The organism is Micromonospora sp. Llam0 (genome assembly GCF_003751085.1).
In the GTDB taxonomy this organism is placed as follows: domain Bacteria; phylum Actinomycetota; class Actinomycetes; order Mycobacteriales; family Micromonosporaceae; genus Micromonospora_E.
The window spans coordinates 2,473,558-2,489,980 of the sequence record NZ_RJJY01000002.1 but is presented as its reverse complement, the minus strand read 5'-3'; the positions used below and the strand labels follow the sequence as shown (position 1 = coordinate 2,489,980).

Annotated in this window: 12 protein-coding genes; 4 read left to right on the top strand and 8 right to left on the bottom strand. The window is 67.5% G+C overall.

Annotated features, from left to right (window positions below):
- Window positions 1–22: 22 nt before the first annotated feature.
- The gene (locus tag EDC02_RS38590) at window positions 23–1,312 is read right to left on the bottom strand and encodes a sugar ABC transporter substrate-binding protein (protein ID WP_123606997.1); all 1,290 of its coding nucleotides are present in this window, start codon (window positions 1,310–1,312) and stop codon (window positions 23–25) included.
- Window positions 1,313–1,617: 305 nt separating this feature from the next.
- On the opposite strand from EDC02_RS38590, the gene EDC02_RS38585 reads away from it, so the two are divergent.
- Together EDC02_RS38585 and EDC02_RS38580 are read left to right on the top strand one after the other, a co-directional pair.
- Window positions 1,618–2,463: a DeoR/GlpR family DNA-binding transcription regulator gene (locus EDC02_RS38585; RefSeq protein WP_123606996.1), complete on the top strand. Its 846-nt coding sequence runs from the start codon at window positions 1,618–1,620 to the stop codon at window positions 2,461–2,463.
- Window positions 2,464–2,569: 106 nt separating this feature from the next.
- Window positions 2,570–3,376, top strand: a complete 807-nt coding sequence (locus EDC02_RS38580) for an SAM-dependent methyltransferase (RefSeq protein ID WP_123606995.1) — start codon at window positions 2,570–2,572, stop codon at window positions 3,374–3,376.
- Between the two features lie 158 nt (window positions 3,377–3,534).
- Here the strand turns inward: EDC02_RS38580 and EDC02_RS38575 are convergent, their stop codons facing one another.
- Window positions 3,535–4,977, bottom strand: a complete 1,443-nt coding sequence (locus EDC02_RS38575; protein ID WP_233606665.1) for a lectin — start codon at window positions 4,975–4,977, stop codon at window positions 3,535–3,537.
- Between the two features lie 26 nt (window positions 4,978–5,003).
- Window positions 5,004–5,321, bottom strand: coding sequence for a hypothetical protein (locus EDC02_RS39980; protein ID WP_148083823.1), 318 nt, complete (start codon window positions 5,319–5,321; stop codon window positions 5,004–5,006).
- Between the two features lie 1,236 nt (window positions 5,322–6,557).
- Between EDC02_RS39980 and EDC02_RS38570 the strand changes: the two genes are divergently transcribed.
- Complete coding sequence (locus tag EDC02_RS38570; protein ID WP_123607474.1) at window positions 6,558–8,081, top strand: arabinofuranosidase catalytic domain-containing protein; 1,524 nt, start codon at window positions 6,558–6,560, stop codon at window positions 8,079–8,081.
- A 170-nt stretch (window positions 8,082–8,251) separates the two neighbouring features.
- Window positions 8,252–9,265 carry a LacI family DNA-binding transcriptional regulator gene (locus EDC02_RS38565; protein WP_123606993.1) on the top strand — a complete coding sequence of 338 codons (1,014 nt, stop codon included), beginning with the start codon at window positions 8,252–8,254 and terminating at the stop codon, window positions 9,263–9,265.
- A 9-nt stretch (window positions 9,266–9,274) separates the two neighbouring features.
- Here EDC02_RS38565 and EDC02_RS38560 read toward each other — a convergent pair whose 3' ends face one another.
- The 5 genes from EDC02_RS38560 to EDC02_RS38540 form a co-directional block, all read right to left on the bottom strand.
- Entirely contained in the window at window positions 9,275–11,011 is a 1,737-nt protein-coding gene (locus tag EDC02_RS38560; protein WP_233606664.1) for an amylo-alpha-1,6-glucosidase, read from the bottom strand.
- An 8-nt stretch (window positions 11,012–11,019) separates the two neighbouring features.
- The gene (locus EDC02_RS38555; protein ID WP_123606991.1) at window positions 11,020–11,844 is read right to left on the bottom strand and encodes a carbohydrate ABC transporter permease; all 825 of its coding nucleotides are present in this window, start codon (window positions 11,842–11,844) and stop codon (window positions 11,020–11,022) included.
- Complete coding sequence (locus tag EDC02_RS38550) at window positions 11,841–12,680, bottom strand: carbohydrate ABC transporter permease (protein WP_233606663.1); 840 nt, start codon at window positions 12,678–12,680, stop codon at window positions 11,841–11,843. The genes EDC02_RS38555 and EDC02_RS38550 overlap by 4 nt, the downstream gene beginning before the upstream one ends.
- A gap of 142 nt (window positions 12,681–12,822) precedes the next feature.
- Window positions 12,823–14,055, bottom strand: a complete 1,233-nt coding sequence (locus tag EDC02_RS38545) for an extracellular solute-binding protein (RefSeq protein WP_233606662.1) — start codon at window positions 14,053–14,055, stop codon at window positions 12,823–12,825.
- Between the two features lie 173 nt (window positions 14,056–14,228).
- A complete protein-coding gene (locus tag EDC02_RS38540; protein WP_370461607.1) occupies window positions 14,229–15,998 on the bottom strand; it encodes a lectin in 1,770 nt (589 codons plus the stop codon).
- Window positions 15,999–16,423 lie beyond the last annotated feature (425 nt).

The window sequence follows — 16,423 nt, the reverse complement described above, 5'->3', positions numbered from 1 at the left end:
CCGGCGCGGCACCCGGGCGGGACTACTCGATGACCGAGGACCAGTTCTCCTGCGCTGCGGCGAGTGCGTCGTCAACGCTCGTCCCGCCGGTCAGCACCAGCTGAAGCTGCTCGGCGAAGCTACGCATCAGGTCCTCGGACTTGGGTAGGCCGACGAACTCGTTGGCCGGGTAGCCCTGCTGGTAGATCTCGAAGGCGGTCCGGAACAGCGGGTCGCTGCTGCCGAAGTCGGGCTCGGCGTTCTTGTTGCCGGGGAAGCCGTTAGCGATCGTGCTCAGCTGCGCGTTCGTCTCCTGGCTCATCAGGTACGACACGAACTTGAACGCCTCGGCCTTGTGCTCGCTGGAGTCGGAGATGCCGATGCCCCACGACGCGTACGGGATGCCGCGCTCGCCGGTGTAGCCGTCGGCGGCCGGCAGGGCAGCCACCTCGAACTCCATGTCCGGCTGGTTCTCCCGGATCAGGTTGATGTGCGCGAGCGAGTCGATCATCATGCCGATCTGGCCGTTGCTGAACTTCTCGACCTTGTCCTGCTCCTTCATGGTGAGCGCGCCGGGTGCGATGACGTCGGCGTCGTTCAGGCTCTTCACGTACTCGACGGTGTCCTTGACCTCCGGGCTGGTCAGATTCGGCTTGCCGTCGGCGGTGAGCATGCTGCCGCCGGAGGCCCAGAGCCAGGACATGACGTCGTTCTGGATGCCGTTGGGCACGGCGGTGTCGAGCGGGAGCGCCCAGCCCTTGACGTCGCCGCCGCTCGCGCTGATCTTCGTGGCCGCGTCGAGGAACTCACCGCGGGTGGTGGGCACGTCCGCGACGCCCGCCTCGGTGAGCAGTTCCTTGTTGACGAACAGCGGGTAGACGAAGTTGACCACCGGGATCATGTAGGTGCTGCCGTCGATCTGGATCTGGCTGGCCAGCTCGCTGTCGTCGTAGTCCGCCTCGGCCATCAGGCTGGACAGGTCGGTGATCGCGCCCTGCTTGGCGAAGTCGTTGACCCAGGCACCGTCGAGACCGACCACGTCCGGCAGGGTCTTCGAGGCGGCGCCGGTGAGCAGTTGCTGCTTGGTCGAGGCGTACGGCGCGCTCAGCAACTCGATCTCGATGTTCGGGTTCTGCGCGGTGAACTCGTCGATGATCCGGTCGAACTCCCCCGCCGGCAGTTCGGCACCCCACCACTGGGCGAACTCCAGCGTGACGGTGCCGTCCCCGTCCGAGCCGCCGTCGTCCGCACCACACGCCGCGACGAACGCGACTGTCGTCGCCGCGGTCACCGCCCCCACCAGTCTGCTCAGCCGGCTGACACGAAACACCATGGCGGACTCCTTCTATATGGAGGTCATTCGATTCTGTGCGAATGTTGGCGTCACGTTAGCAACGTGTTACGGGCAAGGACAAGAGTAGAACGGCAAAAAAACGCGGAGCACCGCAGACTCCTGCGCCAGCGCCAGGGTCCGGCACGCCTCCGTGGCGACCCCTGGAGCCCGTCGACGCTGGTCCGGAGGTCACGCCGACGGCTCTCTGACCCGAGGCACGCCACTGCCGGTCGATGCTGTTCCATACAGCAGACTCGGCAGGAAACGCAGGTTGTGGCATACTCCCGCATTGACAAGGGGGAAGCATGAACGTCGACAAGGACGAGCGGCAGCGCAACCTGCCCGCCGGGCGCAAGGCCCAGCTGGCCGCGTACGTCGCCGACACCGGTCAGGTCACGGTGAACGAGCTGGCCGAACGCTTCGGCGTCTCGATCGACACCGTGCGGCGGGATCTCGACCAGCTCAGTGCCGACGGAGCGCTCGTACGCACCTACGGCGGAGCGGTCAGTCTGTCCACAGTCTCCCGTACCGACCGCGCCGTCGACCAGCGGCTCAGCCTGCAGGAGCAGGAGAAGGAGAAGATCGCGGCACTGGCCGCGGCGCTGGTCCAGGACAGCTCGACAATCATGATCAACGGCGGAACGACGACCCTTGCGGTCGCCCGCAACCTGGGTCAGCACCGCGATCTCACCGTGGCGACGAACAACCTGCTGGTGCCCGGGGCGCTGCCGCCCACGGCGATCCGCGACATCTACGTCTTCGGCGGTGCGGTACGCACCCTGACGCTCGCCACCATCGGACCGGTGCGGTTCCAGGCCACCAGCGGCGCCGAACTGGACATCAGCTGCGACCTGGCGCTGATCGGCGTCGGCGCGGTCGACGCGGAGGCCGGCTACACGACAAGCAACCTCGCCGAAGCCGCGATGATGCAGGAGATGATCTCCCGCGCTGGTCGAGTGGCCATCCTCGCCGACTCCTCCAAGTTCGGTCGCCGGCTCTTCGCCCAGGTCTCCGAGCTCGGCAGCGCGGACTACCTGATCACCGACACCCCGCCGCCCGCCGAACTGCGGGAGGCCCTCGACGCGAACGAGGTGAAGGTCATCACCCCGCCGGCCTCACCACGACAGCGAGGAGCTCGCAACCCGGTCTGACGTCCACGATCTCCGCTCCCAACGGGTGCCCTGCTGGAGCCCGCCGCGCCGTCGGACCGCCACCCCCACTTGCGTCGCCACCCCTTTCGTACGGGAGAATCCCCTCATGACCGAGGACTGGGAGCTCCCTTCAGGCTCCAAGCTGGACACCGCGGTTCCGCACTCGGCCCGGATCTGGAACTACTGGCTCGGCGGCAAGGACCACTTCGCGGTCGACCGGGCCGCCGGCGATGAGGTGATCGCCCACATCCCGGACATCCCTATCGGAGCCAAGTCCGAGCGCGCGTTCCTCAAACGGGTGGTCAGGTTCCTTGTCCAGGACGCCGGTATCCGTCAGTTCCTCGACGTCGGCACCGGGCTCCCATCGGCCGACAACACCCACGAAGTCGCGCAGTCCCTCGACCCGCACTGCCGGGTGGTCTACATCGACAACGACCCGCTCGTCATGGCACACGCGCGGGCGCTGCTGACCAGCGCCCCGGAGGGCAGCTGCGACTACATCGAAGCCGATCTACGACAGCCGGACGCGATCCTCGCGTCCGCGCGGCGGACGCTCGACTTCTCGCAGCCGATCGGGCTCATGCTCCTCGGCGTCGTCAACCACCTCATGGACGACGACGTGGCGTACGGCTCCGTCGCGCAACTGGTGCAGGCGATGCCCACCGGCAGCTACCTGGTGCTCACCCACTCCACCGCGGAGATCCACGGCGAGCCGATGCTGCGCGTGATGCGGGAGACCACCGAGCGCGGCGGCACGCCGATCCGTGCCAGGACCAAGATCGAGCTCGAACGCTTCTTCGACGGGATGGATCTGCTGGAGCCCGGCGTCGTCACGTGCTCGCGCTGGCGCCCCGACCCGGAGTCCGACGAGCCCGAGGTCTACCTGTTCGGCGGCGTCGGTCGCATCGGCTGAGCTAAGTCCCTCGACGCTATTCAGCAGCGAGGGCAGGTGGTACTCCAACACACCGCCGGAACACCCCTGAAAGGGTGAATGCTTACCGCAGGTGCGGTGGGGTCGGGGTTTCGTGTCGGGGCGGCGGGTGACCGCCCACCGCCCCGACCGCGTCGTGTTCAGCTGCGCAAACTCCACTGCTGGTTGGCGCCACCGTGACAGGCCCAGAGATGAATCCGGGTGCCGTTCGCCGTCCCGTAGGCCTCCGCGTCCAGGCAGAGCCCGGACTGCACGCTGGTGATGGTGCCGTCGGCGTTCACACTCCACTGCTGGTTGACGCCACCGTGGCAGTCCCAGACCACCACCTGCGTGCCGTTCGTGGTGCCGTACCCGGACGCGTCGAGGCACTTGTCGCCGTACACGGTGAGTTGCCCGCCCGCCGTGTAGGTGAAGCGTTGATTGGTGCCGCCGTGGCAGTCCCAGAGATTCATCTGGGTGCCGTTGGTGGTCGTGGCGCCCGGCACGTCCAGACACCGACCCGACTGACCACCCACGACCTGGACGTTCTGCTGCGGGTCGCCGCCGCTCGCCGGCGCGTACCCGGCGGCGTTGATGTTGGCCTGTACGGCGTTCTCGGTCTCCGCCGACGGGTAGCCGGAGGTCAACACACCCTCGTAGAAAGTGCCCCGGCCGGAGACGCTGTTGTCGCCGCCGATGCCGAGGAGGATGGCCCCTTCCTTCTTCATCGGGTGGTAGCCGTTGGGGCGCGGCCCGTCGAAGTAGGTCGTCAGGCCACCCGACTGCGCGTTCCCGCCCCGAATGGCCCAGTGGTTCGGCTCGCCCTTGACGATGGCCGTCACGAAACGGTGGTTGATGGGGGCGAGGCTGTTGTACCCCGCGTTGACCCCGGAGAACAGGCCCCACTCCAGGTCGGCCATGATCCACGGGCCGGATCCGTCCCCGTAGCCCCACTGCCTGTTGGCACCGAAGTAGACAGTCTCCATGATGGCGGGGGCGTCGGCTTGGCCGTCCGTCTGTGCATTGCCGTAGTCGAAGCAGCACCACTGGTTGTAGTGCGTGCCGTCGACGACGGCGTAGATGCCCTCGGGTTGGTCGCCGGTCGCGACGCCGTTGGTGTTGTTGTTGCGGTAGCCGGTGCCGGGCGCGATGTAGACGCCGTACGCCCTCTGGCCGCCGATGGTGATCGGGGCCGCCTTCGCATCGGCGAGGTTGTCCCATCCGCCCGGAGCGGGGCCGGGCCAGTAGCCGGGAGGCGCCTGGGTGAGGCGGTTGTCGCGGCCGGACTGGTCGTAGATGATGGTGATGACGCAGCTAGTGTTGGCGCAGAACGAGTCCTGGGTAGCGGCGTTGGCGTAGCCACCGGCGCTCAGCACCCCAATGTCCTGGGTGGCGGCGTCCGATGAGCGCCGCACCTGGTAGAGCGGACCGTCGTACGCGCCGTACAACGCCCGGGTGGTGCTGTGTGCGGCCACGCATGGCGTGCCACCCGAGGTGTAGATGTCACACGGCCCCACGGTGGCTGCTTGAGCGGTGGAGGCGTCCGAGATCACGTAGGTGGCAGCGCTGACGACGAGGACCAGCACGGTCCCTGCCGCCGCCATCGAACGACTCAGTCTTCTCGTCACATTCATCGAAGCCTCTCCTGTGCGGTTGCGGTCTGAGGTGACGGTCGCGGGTCGGGGCCGGGGACGCCGCCTCCGCCGAGGTCGGTGCGGGGTGTATCCCAGCGGGAGTGACCCGTCCCAGAAAGTGGGTAGCGGCCGCCGGAGTGGGCGTTGCCGCCCTGAATGGCGAAGCGGATCGTGCCGTCGCCGAGGCAGCAGCCGCTGTTGACCTGGGTGCCGGGGGTCACCAGGTACATGGCCTCGGGAGCGGCGCCGGCCGGCACTCCGGTCAGGTGTCCGCCGCGTGGGTAGCTGTTGCCGGGCTGACATAGAGCGAGCACGCCTTCACTCCACCCACGGTCAGTGACTCCGAGTTGGCGACCGCCGCCTCGCTCTGCGGTAGGCCGACTCGGTCCTGCGTCGCGGCGGTGGCGGTGCCACCCAGGCTCGTATCACGTGTCGCGGGTCGGGTCGTCCGAGGTGCCACCGGAAGGGTAGAGATCCAGTTTGGCGGTGCCGTGGCCGGTGGCAGCCGGGCACTTTGTTGCCGTACGCCGTGAGCTACTCGCCCGCCGTCCTCGGCGGCCTCGGCGGTGGGAGGTGGCCTGCTGCGAAACGGGGTGTTCATGGACGGTTCCTTGTAGCGCGTAAAGACGATCTCCGGCCGGGGCGGCGAATCGATTCGACCGATGGTAGGCCAAGAAACTGAGACATGTCAATGAGCTGCCGCTGACGTGGGACCTTTGCTTCTCAGCCAATCCTTGATGTACTGGTGGCTTTGGTAGCGGGAGACTCGGATGAACCTCTGCCCACCCGGCCCGGCATGGCGAATCGATTCGCGGAGGGTTCGACCTAACGGGCTCGGTCTGGTTCTACAGTCCACCGGTCTCACTGCGCGCTGCGCTGGACCGGCGCGAGGCCGGCCCCGAGCGCACGTCAGGTCGCGCACCAGCTCCTTGCCGTACCCGTGACGGCGAGGCGCGTCGATGGGCGACGACGATGGGGTGGACATCCAGAGACTCCTTACACAGGGTATCGGTGACACGGTTCTCGCGACGAGTCGAATCGTTTCTGCAGTCACGGACATGGATAGTTCAGCTGGACCATTTACCCCCTTATTATGCACTTCTCGACATTCTTTACTGATTTGTAGTTTATCCTGGAAGATTGGAGTGAAAATGCTGTTTTTGCACTGCGGGTCACTATGAGCTAGAGGGCGAGGGCGGCGGTCTGGCTCTGCGGTCACCAGGATGATCAGGACCTGCACGGCTTTCTCTTGACCGGTGGACTACTCATCGAATCGATTCCAGCAGCACGTATTGACTTGTCACGATGCCTGTCGCATGCTGACTGCGCAGGCCACGGGACCAGGAGCGCATCGACGTGACGCTGCGTGATGGCAATTACGGAGCTGACCGCTTGTCGCGGCGGACGCCGCGTTTCGGACCTCGGCCGTGTTCTGGACGTCGACGGCCCGGTCGGGAGCGGCCATCAGGAGACGGCGCCCGACCCGACCACCTCTCGGCACCAACGAAACTCGACGCGAAGAACCTTCACCTATTGCGTAAGGAATGCCGATGTCCACCTTCCACCTCCCCCGCGACCGCCGCAGGCGGCTGCCCCTCCTGGCCGGCGTGCTGATCGGCGCGTTGGCCACCACCGGTGCAGCCGTCACCTCGGCGGTTGCGGCCATCCAGCCAGGCCAGAGCACCCCGATCGTGGGCGGCCAGTCGGGCCGCTGTCTGGACGTCCCGAACGCGAGCACGACAAACGGCACCCAGACGCAGCTGTGGGACTGTCATGATGGCGCCAACCAGCAGTGGACGTACACATCGGGCGGACAACTCATGGTGTACGGCAGCAAGTGCCTGGACGCTTCCGGTCACGGAACCGCCAACGGCACGCTGGCGATCATCTGGGACTGCAATGGACAGAGCAACCAGCAGTGGAACGTCAATCCCGACGGCACCATCACCGGTGTGCAGTCCGGGCTCTGCCTGGACGCCAGCGGCTACGGCACGGGGAACGGCACGGTGATCCACCTCTGGTCGTGCCACGGAGGCGCGAACCAGCAGTGGAATTCGCCGGCATCACCGACACCGACACCGACGTCGACACCGACGCCCTCGCCGGCCGGCGAGCGGCCGTGCGACATCTACGCCGCCGGCGGTACACCATGCGTCGCGGCGCACAGCACCGTACGTGCCCTCTACGGCTCGTACGACGGCAACCTCTACCAGGTCCGACGCTCATCGGACAACACGAGCCGGGACATCGGGCTGCTGGCCCAGGGCGGTACCGCCGACGCGGCCGCCCAGGACTCGTTCTGCGCCGGCACCACCTGCGTCATCACGGTCATCTTCGACCAGTCCGGCCGGGGCAACGACCTCTGGTACCAGGGATCGAGTGTGGTCCCGGGCTCGACCCAGAGCCGTCCGGCGATCGCGACCTCCGAATCGCTCACGATCGACGGCAGCAAGGCATACTCGCTCTACATCAACCCGGGCAACAGCTACTGGCGCGACGGGCACCTGACCGGTGTGCCGACCGGCAGCCAGCCTGAGGGCATGTACATGGTGACCAGCGGCACGCACGTCAACAGTGGCTGCTGCTTCGACTACGGCAACAGCGAGACGACACGATCGGCCGACGCCGCCGGTGCCATGGACGCGATCAACTTCAGCACCCAGTGCTGGTTCGGCGGGTGCCAGGGGACCGGTCCCTGGGTCCAGGCGGATCTCGAATGGGGGCTGTACCCCGGGGGCAGCCAGACCTGGAACCCGAACCAGCGCTCGTTCACCAGCAAGTTCGTTACGGCGACACTCAAGAACAACGGGACGACGCGGTTCGCGATCAAGGGGAGCAACGCACAGTCCGGCAGCCTCTACCCGCTGTGGGAGGGTCCGCTACCCCCTGGCTACAGTCCCATGAAAAAGCAGGGCGCCATCATTCTGGGCAGCGGCGGAGACTGCTGCAAGCCGGGCGGCGGTGCCAATCTCAGCGCCGGCACCTTCTACGAGGGCGCCATGGTCACCGGGTATCCATCCGATGCGACTGAGGAAGCCGTGCAGGCCAACATCGTGGCCGCCGGCTACCGCTGAGCCGGGCAGGAACTCCCAGCTTCAACGCGGCTTGCGCCGGCCTGCGGCCGGCGCAAGCCGTCCACCCCCGCACCACGTTCTGATTCAGCCTTGAGATCAAAGGCCGGCTATGCTCTCGAGTGAGCTGGTGGGCCTCCGTGTCGGGGCAGGAATCGATTCGGGGGCGGTGGATGAACATCGGGGAGATCGCCCGGCGCGCGGGTGTGTCCCGTAGCACCGTCTCCTATGTGCTGAGCGGCAAGCGGACCGTGTCGCAGGCAACGCGGGAGCGGATCCAGGCGGTTATCGACGAGCTGGGCTACCGGCCGAACGCCAGTGCCCGTGCCCTGAAGGAAGGACGCACCCGCACCCTCGGCCTGGTGATCCCGCCGGCGAGTCAGCGGCTGACCGACATGCAGTTGGGTTTCGTGGCCAGCGTTGTCGAGGCGGCCGCCCGCCACGACCTCGATGTGCTGCTGTCCCCGTCCGGCGGTGACCACGACCGGTCCTTCGAACGGATCGTGACGGGGCGTCGGGTGGACGGTGTGGTCCTGATGGAGATCCGGTTGGACGACGAGCGGGTGACACGGCTCGCCAAGACAGGTGTGCCGTTCGTCATGATCGGCCGGACCGTCGAGCCACACGGTATGAGTTGGATCGACGTCGACTACGCCGGACTGACCGCCCGGTGTGTGCACCATCTGGCCGATCTGGGCCACCGGCACGTGGCCCTGGTGAATCGTTCCGCCGAGCTGGTGGCCGCCGGCTACGGCCCCGGCCATCGAGCGCTGGCTGGTTTCCGAGCGGCGGTGACGGATCGGGCCCTGACCGGCGTCGAGGTCTGCTGCGGCGACGACACGGCATCCGGCGAGGCGTGCATGGAGCAACTGCTCGCGACACACCCGGACGTCACGGCCGTGACCACCATCAACGAGGCCGCACTGCCCGGAATCCAGCGGGCCCTGACCGGCGCGGGGCTGTCCGTGCCGGGTGACTTCTCCGTCACCGGGGTCGCCGCCCAGCACTGGGCGGAGGATTTCCGCCCACCGTTGACCGCTGCGGACGTTCCGACAGGTGACATGGGAGCCGAGGCGGTGGCACTGCTGCTGGAGATCATCGCCGCGCCCGGGGCCACGGCACGCCACCGCCTGTACAGCCCGCCCATCTCGCTGCGCTCCAGCACCGGCCCGGTCCGGAACCGCTAGCCGCTCCGGTCACCCGTCGTTGACCCGTCGCTGCGTCTGGGCCGCGGCGATGATGAGGTAACTGCTGGCGGTCCAGGTGTACGCGCGGTCCCGAAGCCCGGCTCCGGTCTCGGCGTCGAAGTTCTCCGCGAAGCCGGACTTCTCGCACAGCGCGAGGAAGCGCCGACCGATGTCGTCAGCGATACCGGTGTGCCCGGCCCGGCGTAGGCCGTCCTCGACCAGGACGGTGGAAGGCGCCCAGATCGGGCCGCGCCAGTAGCCGTCGGCGACGTAGTGGGCCGAAACCGTCGGCTCGGTGGCGAGCCCGTGCGTGGTCAGGTGGGCTTCGACCCCCCGGGCCAGCGCGGCGGCGATAGCGACGGGCAGGTCGGCGCCGAGCGCGACGGGCATCAGGCCGAGCAGACTACGGCTCGTCGTCAGCTGTCCGGTGCGCGGGTTGCGGGTGGTGAAGCGCTCGCCGTCCCACAGGTCACGGATCATGGCTGCGCGGATCCGGTCGGCTTCCTGGGACCACCGGTCGGCGGGTTCGCCCAGCTCGTCGGCGAGGTCGGCCAGGCAGCGTAGCTGGGAGACCAGGAACGCGGCCAGGTCGGCGGTCTGGACGACCCGGCCCCCGTCGAAGGTGGTGGCGTTGTCCCAGCCACTGTCGTTGCCGTGCTGGTAGTAGGGCAGCTCGTGGCCTCGGGCGCGGCGGGCGTCGAGCCAGAACCTGGTCCAGCGGGCCAGCCGGTCGTACGTCTCGGCTAGCGCCGACCGGTCCGGCTGCCTGGCAAGACGCTGGCGCAGGTGGCGCAGCGCCCAACCGTGGATGGGGGGTTTGACGTAGTTGTGCAGGACCTCCGAGTGGGTGATGGAGTCGGGCAGGGCACCGGCGGGATCCTGGTGGTCGAAAGGCAGGTGGAACTGGTGCCAGGCCAGCTCCGGCTCACCGGCCGCCAGTGCGATCGCGTTGAAGCAGTGGTCCCAGCTCCATACCTTGTCCATCCAGTGCTTGGACATCAGGACGGCCGGCCGGGTGACGAAGCCCGCCGGGGCGACGGTGGCGGACCACAGTACGTATGCGGCCAGCTCGGCAGCTGGGGTGTCCGCGCCGCGCCACGGCGCGACCGCGTCGGCGAACGCGGTGAACTCGGTGCTCCGAGCGCGACGCAGCTCGTCGAAGGTGGCGGATCCGGCGTACGGCCGACGGGCGGTGGTGTGCTCCTCGATCGCTATTTCCCAGGACCGGTCGGCAGGCAGCTCCAGGGTCCGGTCGGCGGTGCCGAGCGCCTCCACACCCTCGGCCCGGTGCGGAGTGCCGGTGAGCATCGTGATCCGGTAACGGCGCCCGGTCTCGTAGGAGGTGAACACATGTGACCCGTCGACCGGGTCGAGGTAGAGGTAGGTGCCGCTGAACGGGGTGAGAATGCGCTCGGCCGCGACCACCCGCAGGCCGAGCCGTCGACCCCGGATCCGCAGTGTGTCCGGACCGTCGTAGACGGCCTCGATCCGGCCGTCGCCGTTTCGCCAGGTCAGTACGGCAGGCGAGGCGACAACCGTGGTGCCGGCGGCCGCCGGGATGAGACGCAGCACGGGGTGCATCCCGGTCTGGTGGGAGACCAGGTGCAGGTCCTCGGCGTACGTCCCTTCGGCAATTACCGGAGAGATGTCGAGCCACGATCCGCGGTAGCTGAACGGGATGTCCTGGATGGAGAACTCCGGACCAGACGAGGCGACGGTCATGGGTGGCTGTTGCCTTTCTGCCATACAGAAGATCAGTCCTTGACGGCGCCGGCGGTGACGCCCATCGAGACGTAGCGCTGGGCGAGGACCAGCAGCACGCCGGCGGGGATGGAGGCGACGACCGCAGTGGCCATGATGGCGTTCCACTGCTGGTTGTTGTTGCCGATGTAGTGGTAGATGCCGAGCGTGATCGGCCGGTGATCACCACCGCCGGCGAGGGTCGACGCGTAAATGAAGTCCGACCAGGACCACAGGAACGCGAACAGTGACACCGTGACGATCGAGTTGCGGCTGACCGGCAACACGACCGACCAGAAGGTACGCAGCCGACCGGCGCCGTCGACCACGGCGGCCTGGAGCAGTTCATCGGGAATTCCGGACATGAACGCGGTGAAGATCAACACTCCGAACGGCACCGCGAGTGTCGAATCCGCCAGGATCAACCCGGGTAGCGTGTTCAGGACCCCGAGAGACAGATAGCTGGAGTAAAAGCCCATCGCCATGATGATTCCCGGGATCATCTGTGCGATCACCAACACGAAGCTCAGTACGGGGCCGCCGGGGGGTCTGAGCTTCGCCAGTGCGTATCCGGCAGGGGCGGCCAGCACCAGGGTCAGCGCCACCGTGCCGAGACCGACCAGAAAGCTGGTGCCCAGGTACGGCAGTTGCTGGTCGAGCACCGCCCGGTAGCCGTCCCAGGTGCCGTTGGTCGGGATCAGGTGCGGCGGACTTGCCCGCATGTCCTGTTCCCGGGTGAACGACACATTGATCATCCAGTAGACCGGGAAGAGCATCAGCCCGGTCAGCACCAGGCCGATCCCGGTCTTCCACCAGGTCCGAGGCGGGGAAATGGTCATCTCAGGTGCCGCCTGCGCTGAATCCGGAGGTAGCCGAGCGCGGCGACCAGAGCCATCACGATGAGCAGGTTGCCGATCGCCGCTCCCGGACCGAACTCGGGCAGCAGGCTGCCGAAGCCGAGCCGGTACGACCAGGTCGCGAGCGTAGCGGAGGAGCCGGTCGGGCCACCCCTGGTCATGATCCAGATGATGTCGAAGACCTTCAACGTGTAGATCAGCCCCAGCAGCAAGGTGATCGCGGAGACGGGGCGCAGCAACGGGAAGGTGATCGACCAGAATCGCTGCCAGCCCGTCGCGCCGTCGAGCGCGGACGCCTCGTACATCTCGGCGGGGATCGCCTGCAGGCCGCTGTAGAGCACCACCAGGTTGAACGGGATGCCGATCCAGATGTTCGCGATGATCACCGAGACGAGCGACCAACGTGGCGACGTGAGCCAGTTGACCTGCTCCATCCCGACCAGGTCGAGGGCCGCGTTGACCAGTCCTGAATCGCTGTTGAGCAGCCACGACCAGGTCGACGCCGAGACGATCAGCGGCAGCAGCCACGGCACGAGAATCAACGCCCGTAACGTGCGGGACAGCGGGAAGTGCTGGTGGAAGAAGAGCGCCAGGGTCATGCCGATGGCGAACTGGAAGGCCAGCGACCCGACGGTGAAGACCAGGGTCTGCGCCAGAGTCGGCCCGAACGCCGGGTCAGCCATTACCGTCCGGTAGTTGTCCAGGCCGGCGAAGGGCGCACCGCCCTGCACGAACGAGCGGACGGTGTAGTCGCGCAGGCTCAACTCGATGTTGCGGTAGAGCGGGTAGGCGTAGCAGGCGGTCAGGTACACGGTCACCGGCGCCAGGAATCCCCACGCCGGCCAACGGCCGGATCGGCGGGTACGCAACGAGGGAGGCCCGGGTGGGGCGGCGGTCGCCGCCCCACCACGGCCTCGCTGAGCGGAGGACTGCGTCGTAGGAGCCATGGCGTCGGCAGTCCTAGCTGGTCGTGGCAGCGGCCTGTGCGGCGGCCAACGCCTCGCGTGGCGTCATAGCACCGCTGAGGGCTGCCTGCACCGCGGTCCACAGTTGTTCGGAGATTCTCGGATACCTGGTACCGAGGTCGTCACCGGTACGGCCCCTGGCCGCCCTGACCGCTTCCACCCAGACCTTCAGCCTGGGGTCCGCGGCCACCTGCTGCTCCTGCAACTCGGCGACCGGCGCGACGTAGGAGAGGGTCGAGTCGGTGGTCAACAGGTTGTCGGCGCTGGTCAGACAGGACACCAGTTGCTTGGACGTCGCGTACCGACCGGTGTCCTCCTGAACCGGGATGGACACGAACTCGCCGCCAGTCGGTGCCGGTGCCGCGCCGCCGGTGCTGGCGGGGATCGCGATGATGCCGTAGGCGAAGTCCAGCTTCTCCGCGTTGGTCAGTTGCCAGGTGCCGTTCTCGCCGAACGCGTACTCGCCGGTGGCGAACTCCTGCCAGCTCGTGGTCTGGGTGTTGTTGATGACCGAGTTCGGGGCGTAGCCCCGGTTGAGCCAGCCGGTCCACAGCGCCAGCGCGGACTCCGCCTGCGGCGAGTCCAGGTTGGTCAGATCCGCGCCGGAGCCCCAGAACCAGGGTAGGAACTGGAAGCTGCCCTCCTCGGTACCGATCGCGGAGAAGGTGATGCCCTTCTTCCCGATGGCCGTGACCTCGGCCAGCGCCGCAGTCAGCGAGGTCCAGTCCGTGATCGCGGCGGGGTCGACGCCCGCTGCGGCCAGCAGGTCCTGGTTGTAGTAGAGAGCGAGGGTGTTCGCCCCGATCGGCACCCCGTACGTCCTGCCCTCGCGCTGGCCGGCTCCGAGCAGGTTCGCCGCCATGTTCGAGACATCCAGCCCGGTTTCGTCGGTGGTGGTGAGTGCGCCCGCCTCGGCGAGTGTGGAGACCACCGGGTTGTCCACTATCAGTACGTCCGGTGAGTTTCCCTGCTGGGCGGCGAGTAGGGCCTTGTTGGTCAGGTCGGTGGTGTCGTAGCCGATGCGCTCGGCGGTCACCCCCGCCGAGGTGCCGCAGTTCTCGAGCAGCGTGACCCACTCGGAGTCGTCGTCGAACTGTGGATACGGGTCCCAGACGAGGTAGGTGCCGTCTGCGGGGTCGTCGGAGGCCGGCGAGCAGGCACCGGCCGCCACTGCGGCGAGGGCCATCACGGCGGCGGCCAGGCGTCGCCGACGGCTGAGTCTTGTCACGTGCAGCCTCACTTGAACGTCGAGTCGTCATAAAGGGGGTGGGGGGGCTGACCACGACAATCGGGCGCGGACGGCTTTTCCTGCCCACGCGCGCGAAGACCGCGCCCACGACAGCCTCGGGGGTTTCGCATCGGGGCGGCGGGTGACCGCCCACCGCCCCGACCGCGTCGTGTTCAGCTGCGCAAACTCCACTGCTGGTTGGCGCCACCGTGACAGGCCCAGAGATGAATCCGGGTGCCGTTCGCCGTCCCGTAGGCCTCCGCGTCCAGGCAGAGCCCGGACTGCACGCTGGTGATGGTGCCGTCGGCGTTCACACTCCACTGCTGGTTGACGCCACCGTGGCAGTCCCAGACCACCACCTGCGTGCCGTTCGTGGTGCCGTACCCGGACGCGTCGAGGCACTTGTCGCCGTACACGGTGAGTTGCCCGCCCGCCGTGTAGGTGAAGCGTTGATTGGTGCCGCCGTGGCAGTCCCAGAGATTCATCTGGGTGCCGTTGGTGGTCGTGGCGCCCGGCACGTCCAGACACCGACCCGACTGACCACCCACGACCTGGACGTTCTGGTTGGTCGGCGGCGGCGGAGTATCGCCCGGCGGCAGCAGCGTGATGGTGGACGTGTCGTTGATGTTCGTGTGTGGCACGTTGATCGTCGTAGCGTTGCTGGACAGTGTCACCACGTTGTCCCGCACGGTGACCGGACCCGACACGGCGCCACCGTTGTTGTACGGAATGTTCTCGACGACCACCCGGACCTGGTTGTTCACCACTATGCCGCTGGTGGTGTCGAGACCCTGCAGGTTGACGGCGACGTTCCCGGTGGTTCCGCCGCCGCCGACGAGAATCTTCGCGGAGCCGGCCGTCTTCGTGGCTACCGCGTCGTAGGAGACGCTGGGCGTGACCGCGACCTTCTGCCCGGTCTGCGATCCGTAGAAGCGGTAGGCCCACCATTCACCCTTGGGTTGGTACTGGCCGGACGAGTCGCGCGTAACGAGGTTGCCGAGGTCGTTGTGCAGGTTGCCACCGCCGGCCCAGTTGGCCCGCAGGCCGTCCGCGCCGGCCCGCTCCAGGCGCGCGATGTACCAGGCGCCGTCGCCGGGATTCTGCTCGTCCGGTGCGGCGTACTCGTTGATCTGGTAGGGCCGGGGGTGTGCGATGCCGCGCGAGTCCAGCGTCTGGTTGGCGGTGGCGACGTTGGCCACCGGGTCGCCGGGTAGGGCATGCCAGCTGACGATGTCGGGTACGACGTTGTTCGCCTTGACGTAGTCCAGGTACTGCGTCCACCAGCCGCCGGTCGACGGCACACAGGCGCAGCTCGGCCCGACGATCAGGTGGGTCGGGAACTCGGCTCGGATGCGCTGGTAGGTGCGGCGCCACAGCTCGAAGTACTGGGACTGCGGTCGGTTCCAGAAGAGGGTGATGTTGGGTTCGTTCCAGATGTCCCACTGAACCGTGAGCCCGGCTGCCCTGACGTCGGCGAACACCCGGGTGAGGAAGGCGTCGTAGTCGCTCCAGTCACCGTTGTCACCGGGGAAGCGGCTGATCGGTGCGCCGTCGGCGCCCCACAGGTCGTGCGGCAGGATGATGAACTCGCCGCCGAGGGCGGCGGTACGTCGCGCCTGCGCGAGAGTGGAGTTCCACCGGCGGTCGTAGGCGCCGCCGACCCAGCCGCTGCCAGGTAGCTGTGCGCCGCCGGCCCGCATGTACCGGAACTTCACGTCCCGAAAGTAGCTGTCGGGTGGGTTCGCCCCGTCCTCGGTCATGCCGTAGATCCAGCCAGAGGCACGGTAGGTTGGGGCACCATTAGCTTGCGCGAAATTGACGCTGATCGACTCGTCGGCCGCGAGGGCCGGCTGAGCGATCACCACGGCGAGTCCGACGGCGACGGCAAGCATCGCGGTAAGGGCGCTGCGGCTACGCCGTCGACGCACTGATGGAACGTGCACTGCATCTCCTTGGTGCTCGGGTGGGACAGGGCGACGGACAATGACCTCCCGGGCGCGGTCAGCCGGCGGCGGGTTGGCACTGTCGGACGGATGGCCGACCGCCAACCACGATGGACGATGGACGGGACGGCGGAGGGAACCAGCGGTAGTTCGGTCATCATCCATCCGAAAGGAGGCCGCGATCTTCACCACCGAGACGACACCTGAACACTCCACCAGTCCGTGGTCGCCAGGTTGGGAGACCGCGATCCGAGGTGTCGAACCGATTCGCTAGCACCGTAGGTCGGCCTGTGATACATGTCAATAGCTGAGTGGGCCGCCGGGTCGCTCTAGGTCGACGTTGCGGCTCTGGGTGGCGACGCCAGCGCCCCTCCCAGTCGGCCTGCCACACCGAGGGGACCCGTCGAACCGGTTCGAGCAAACCA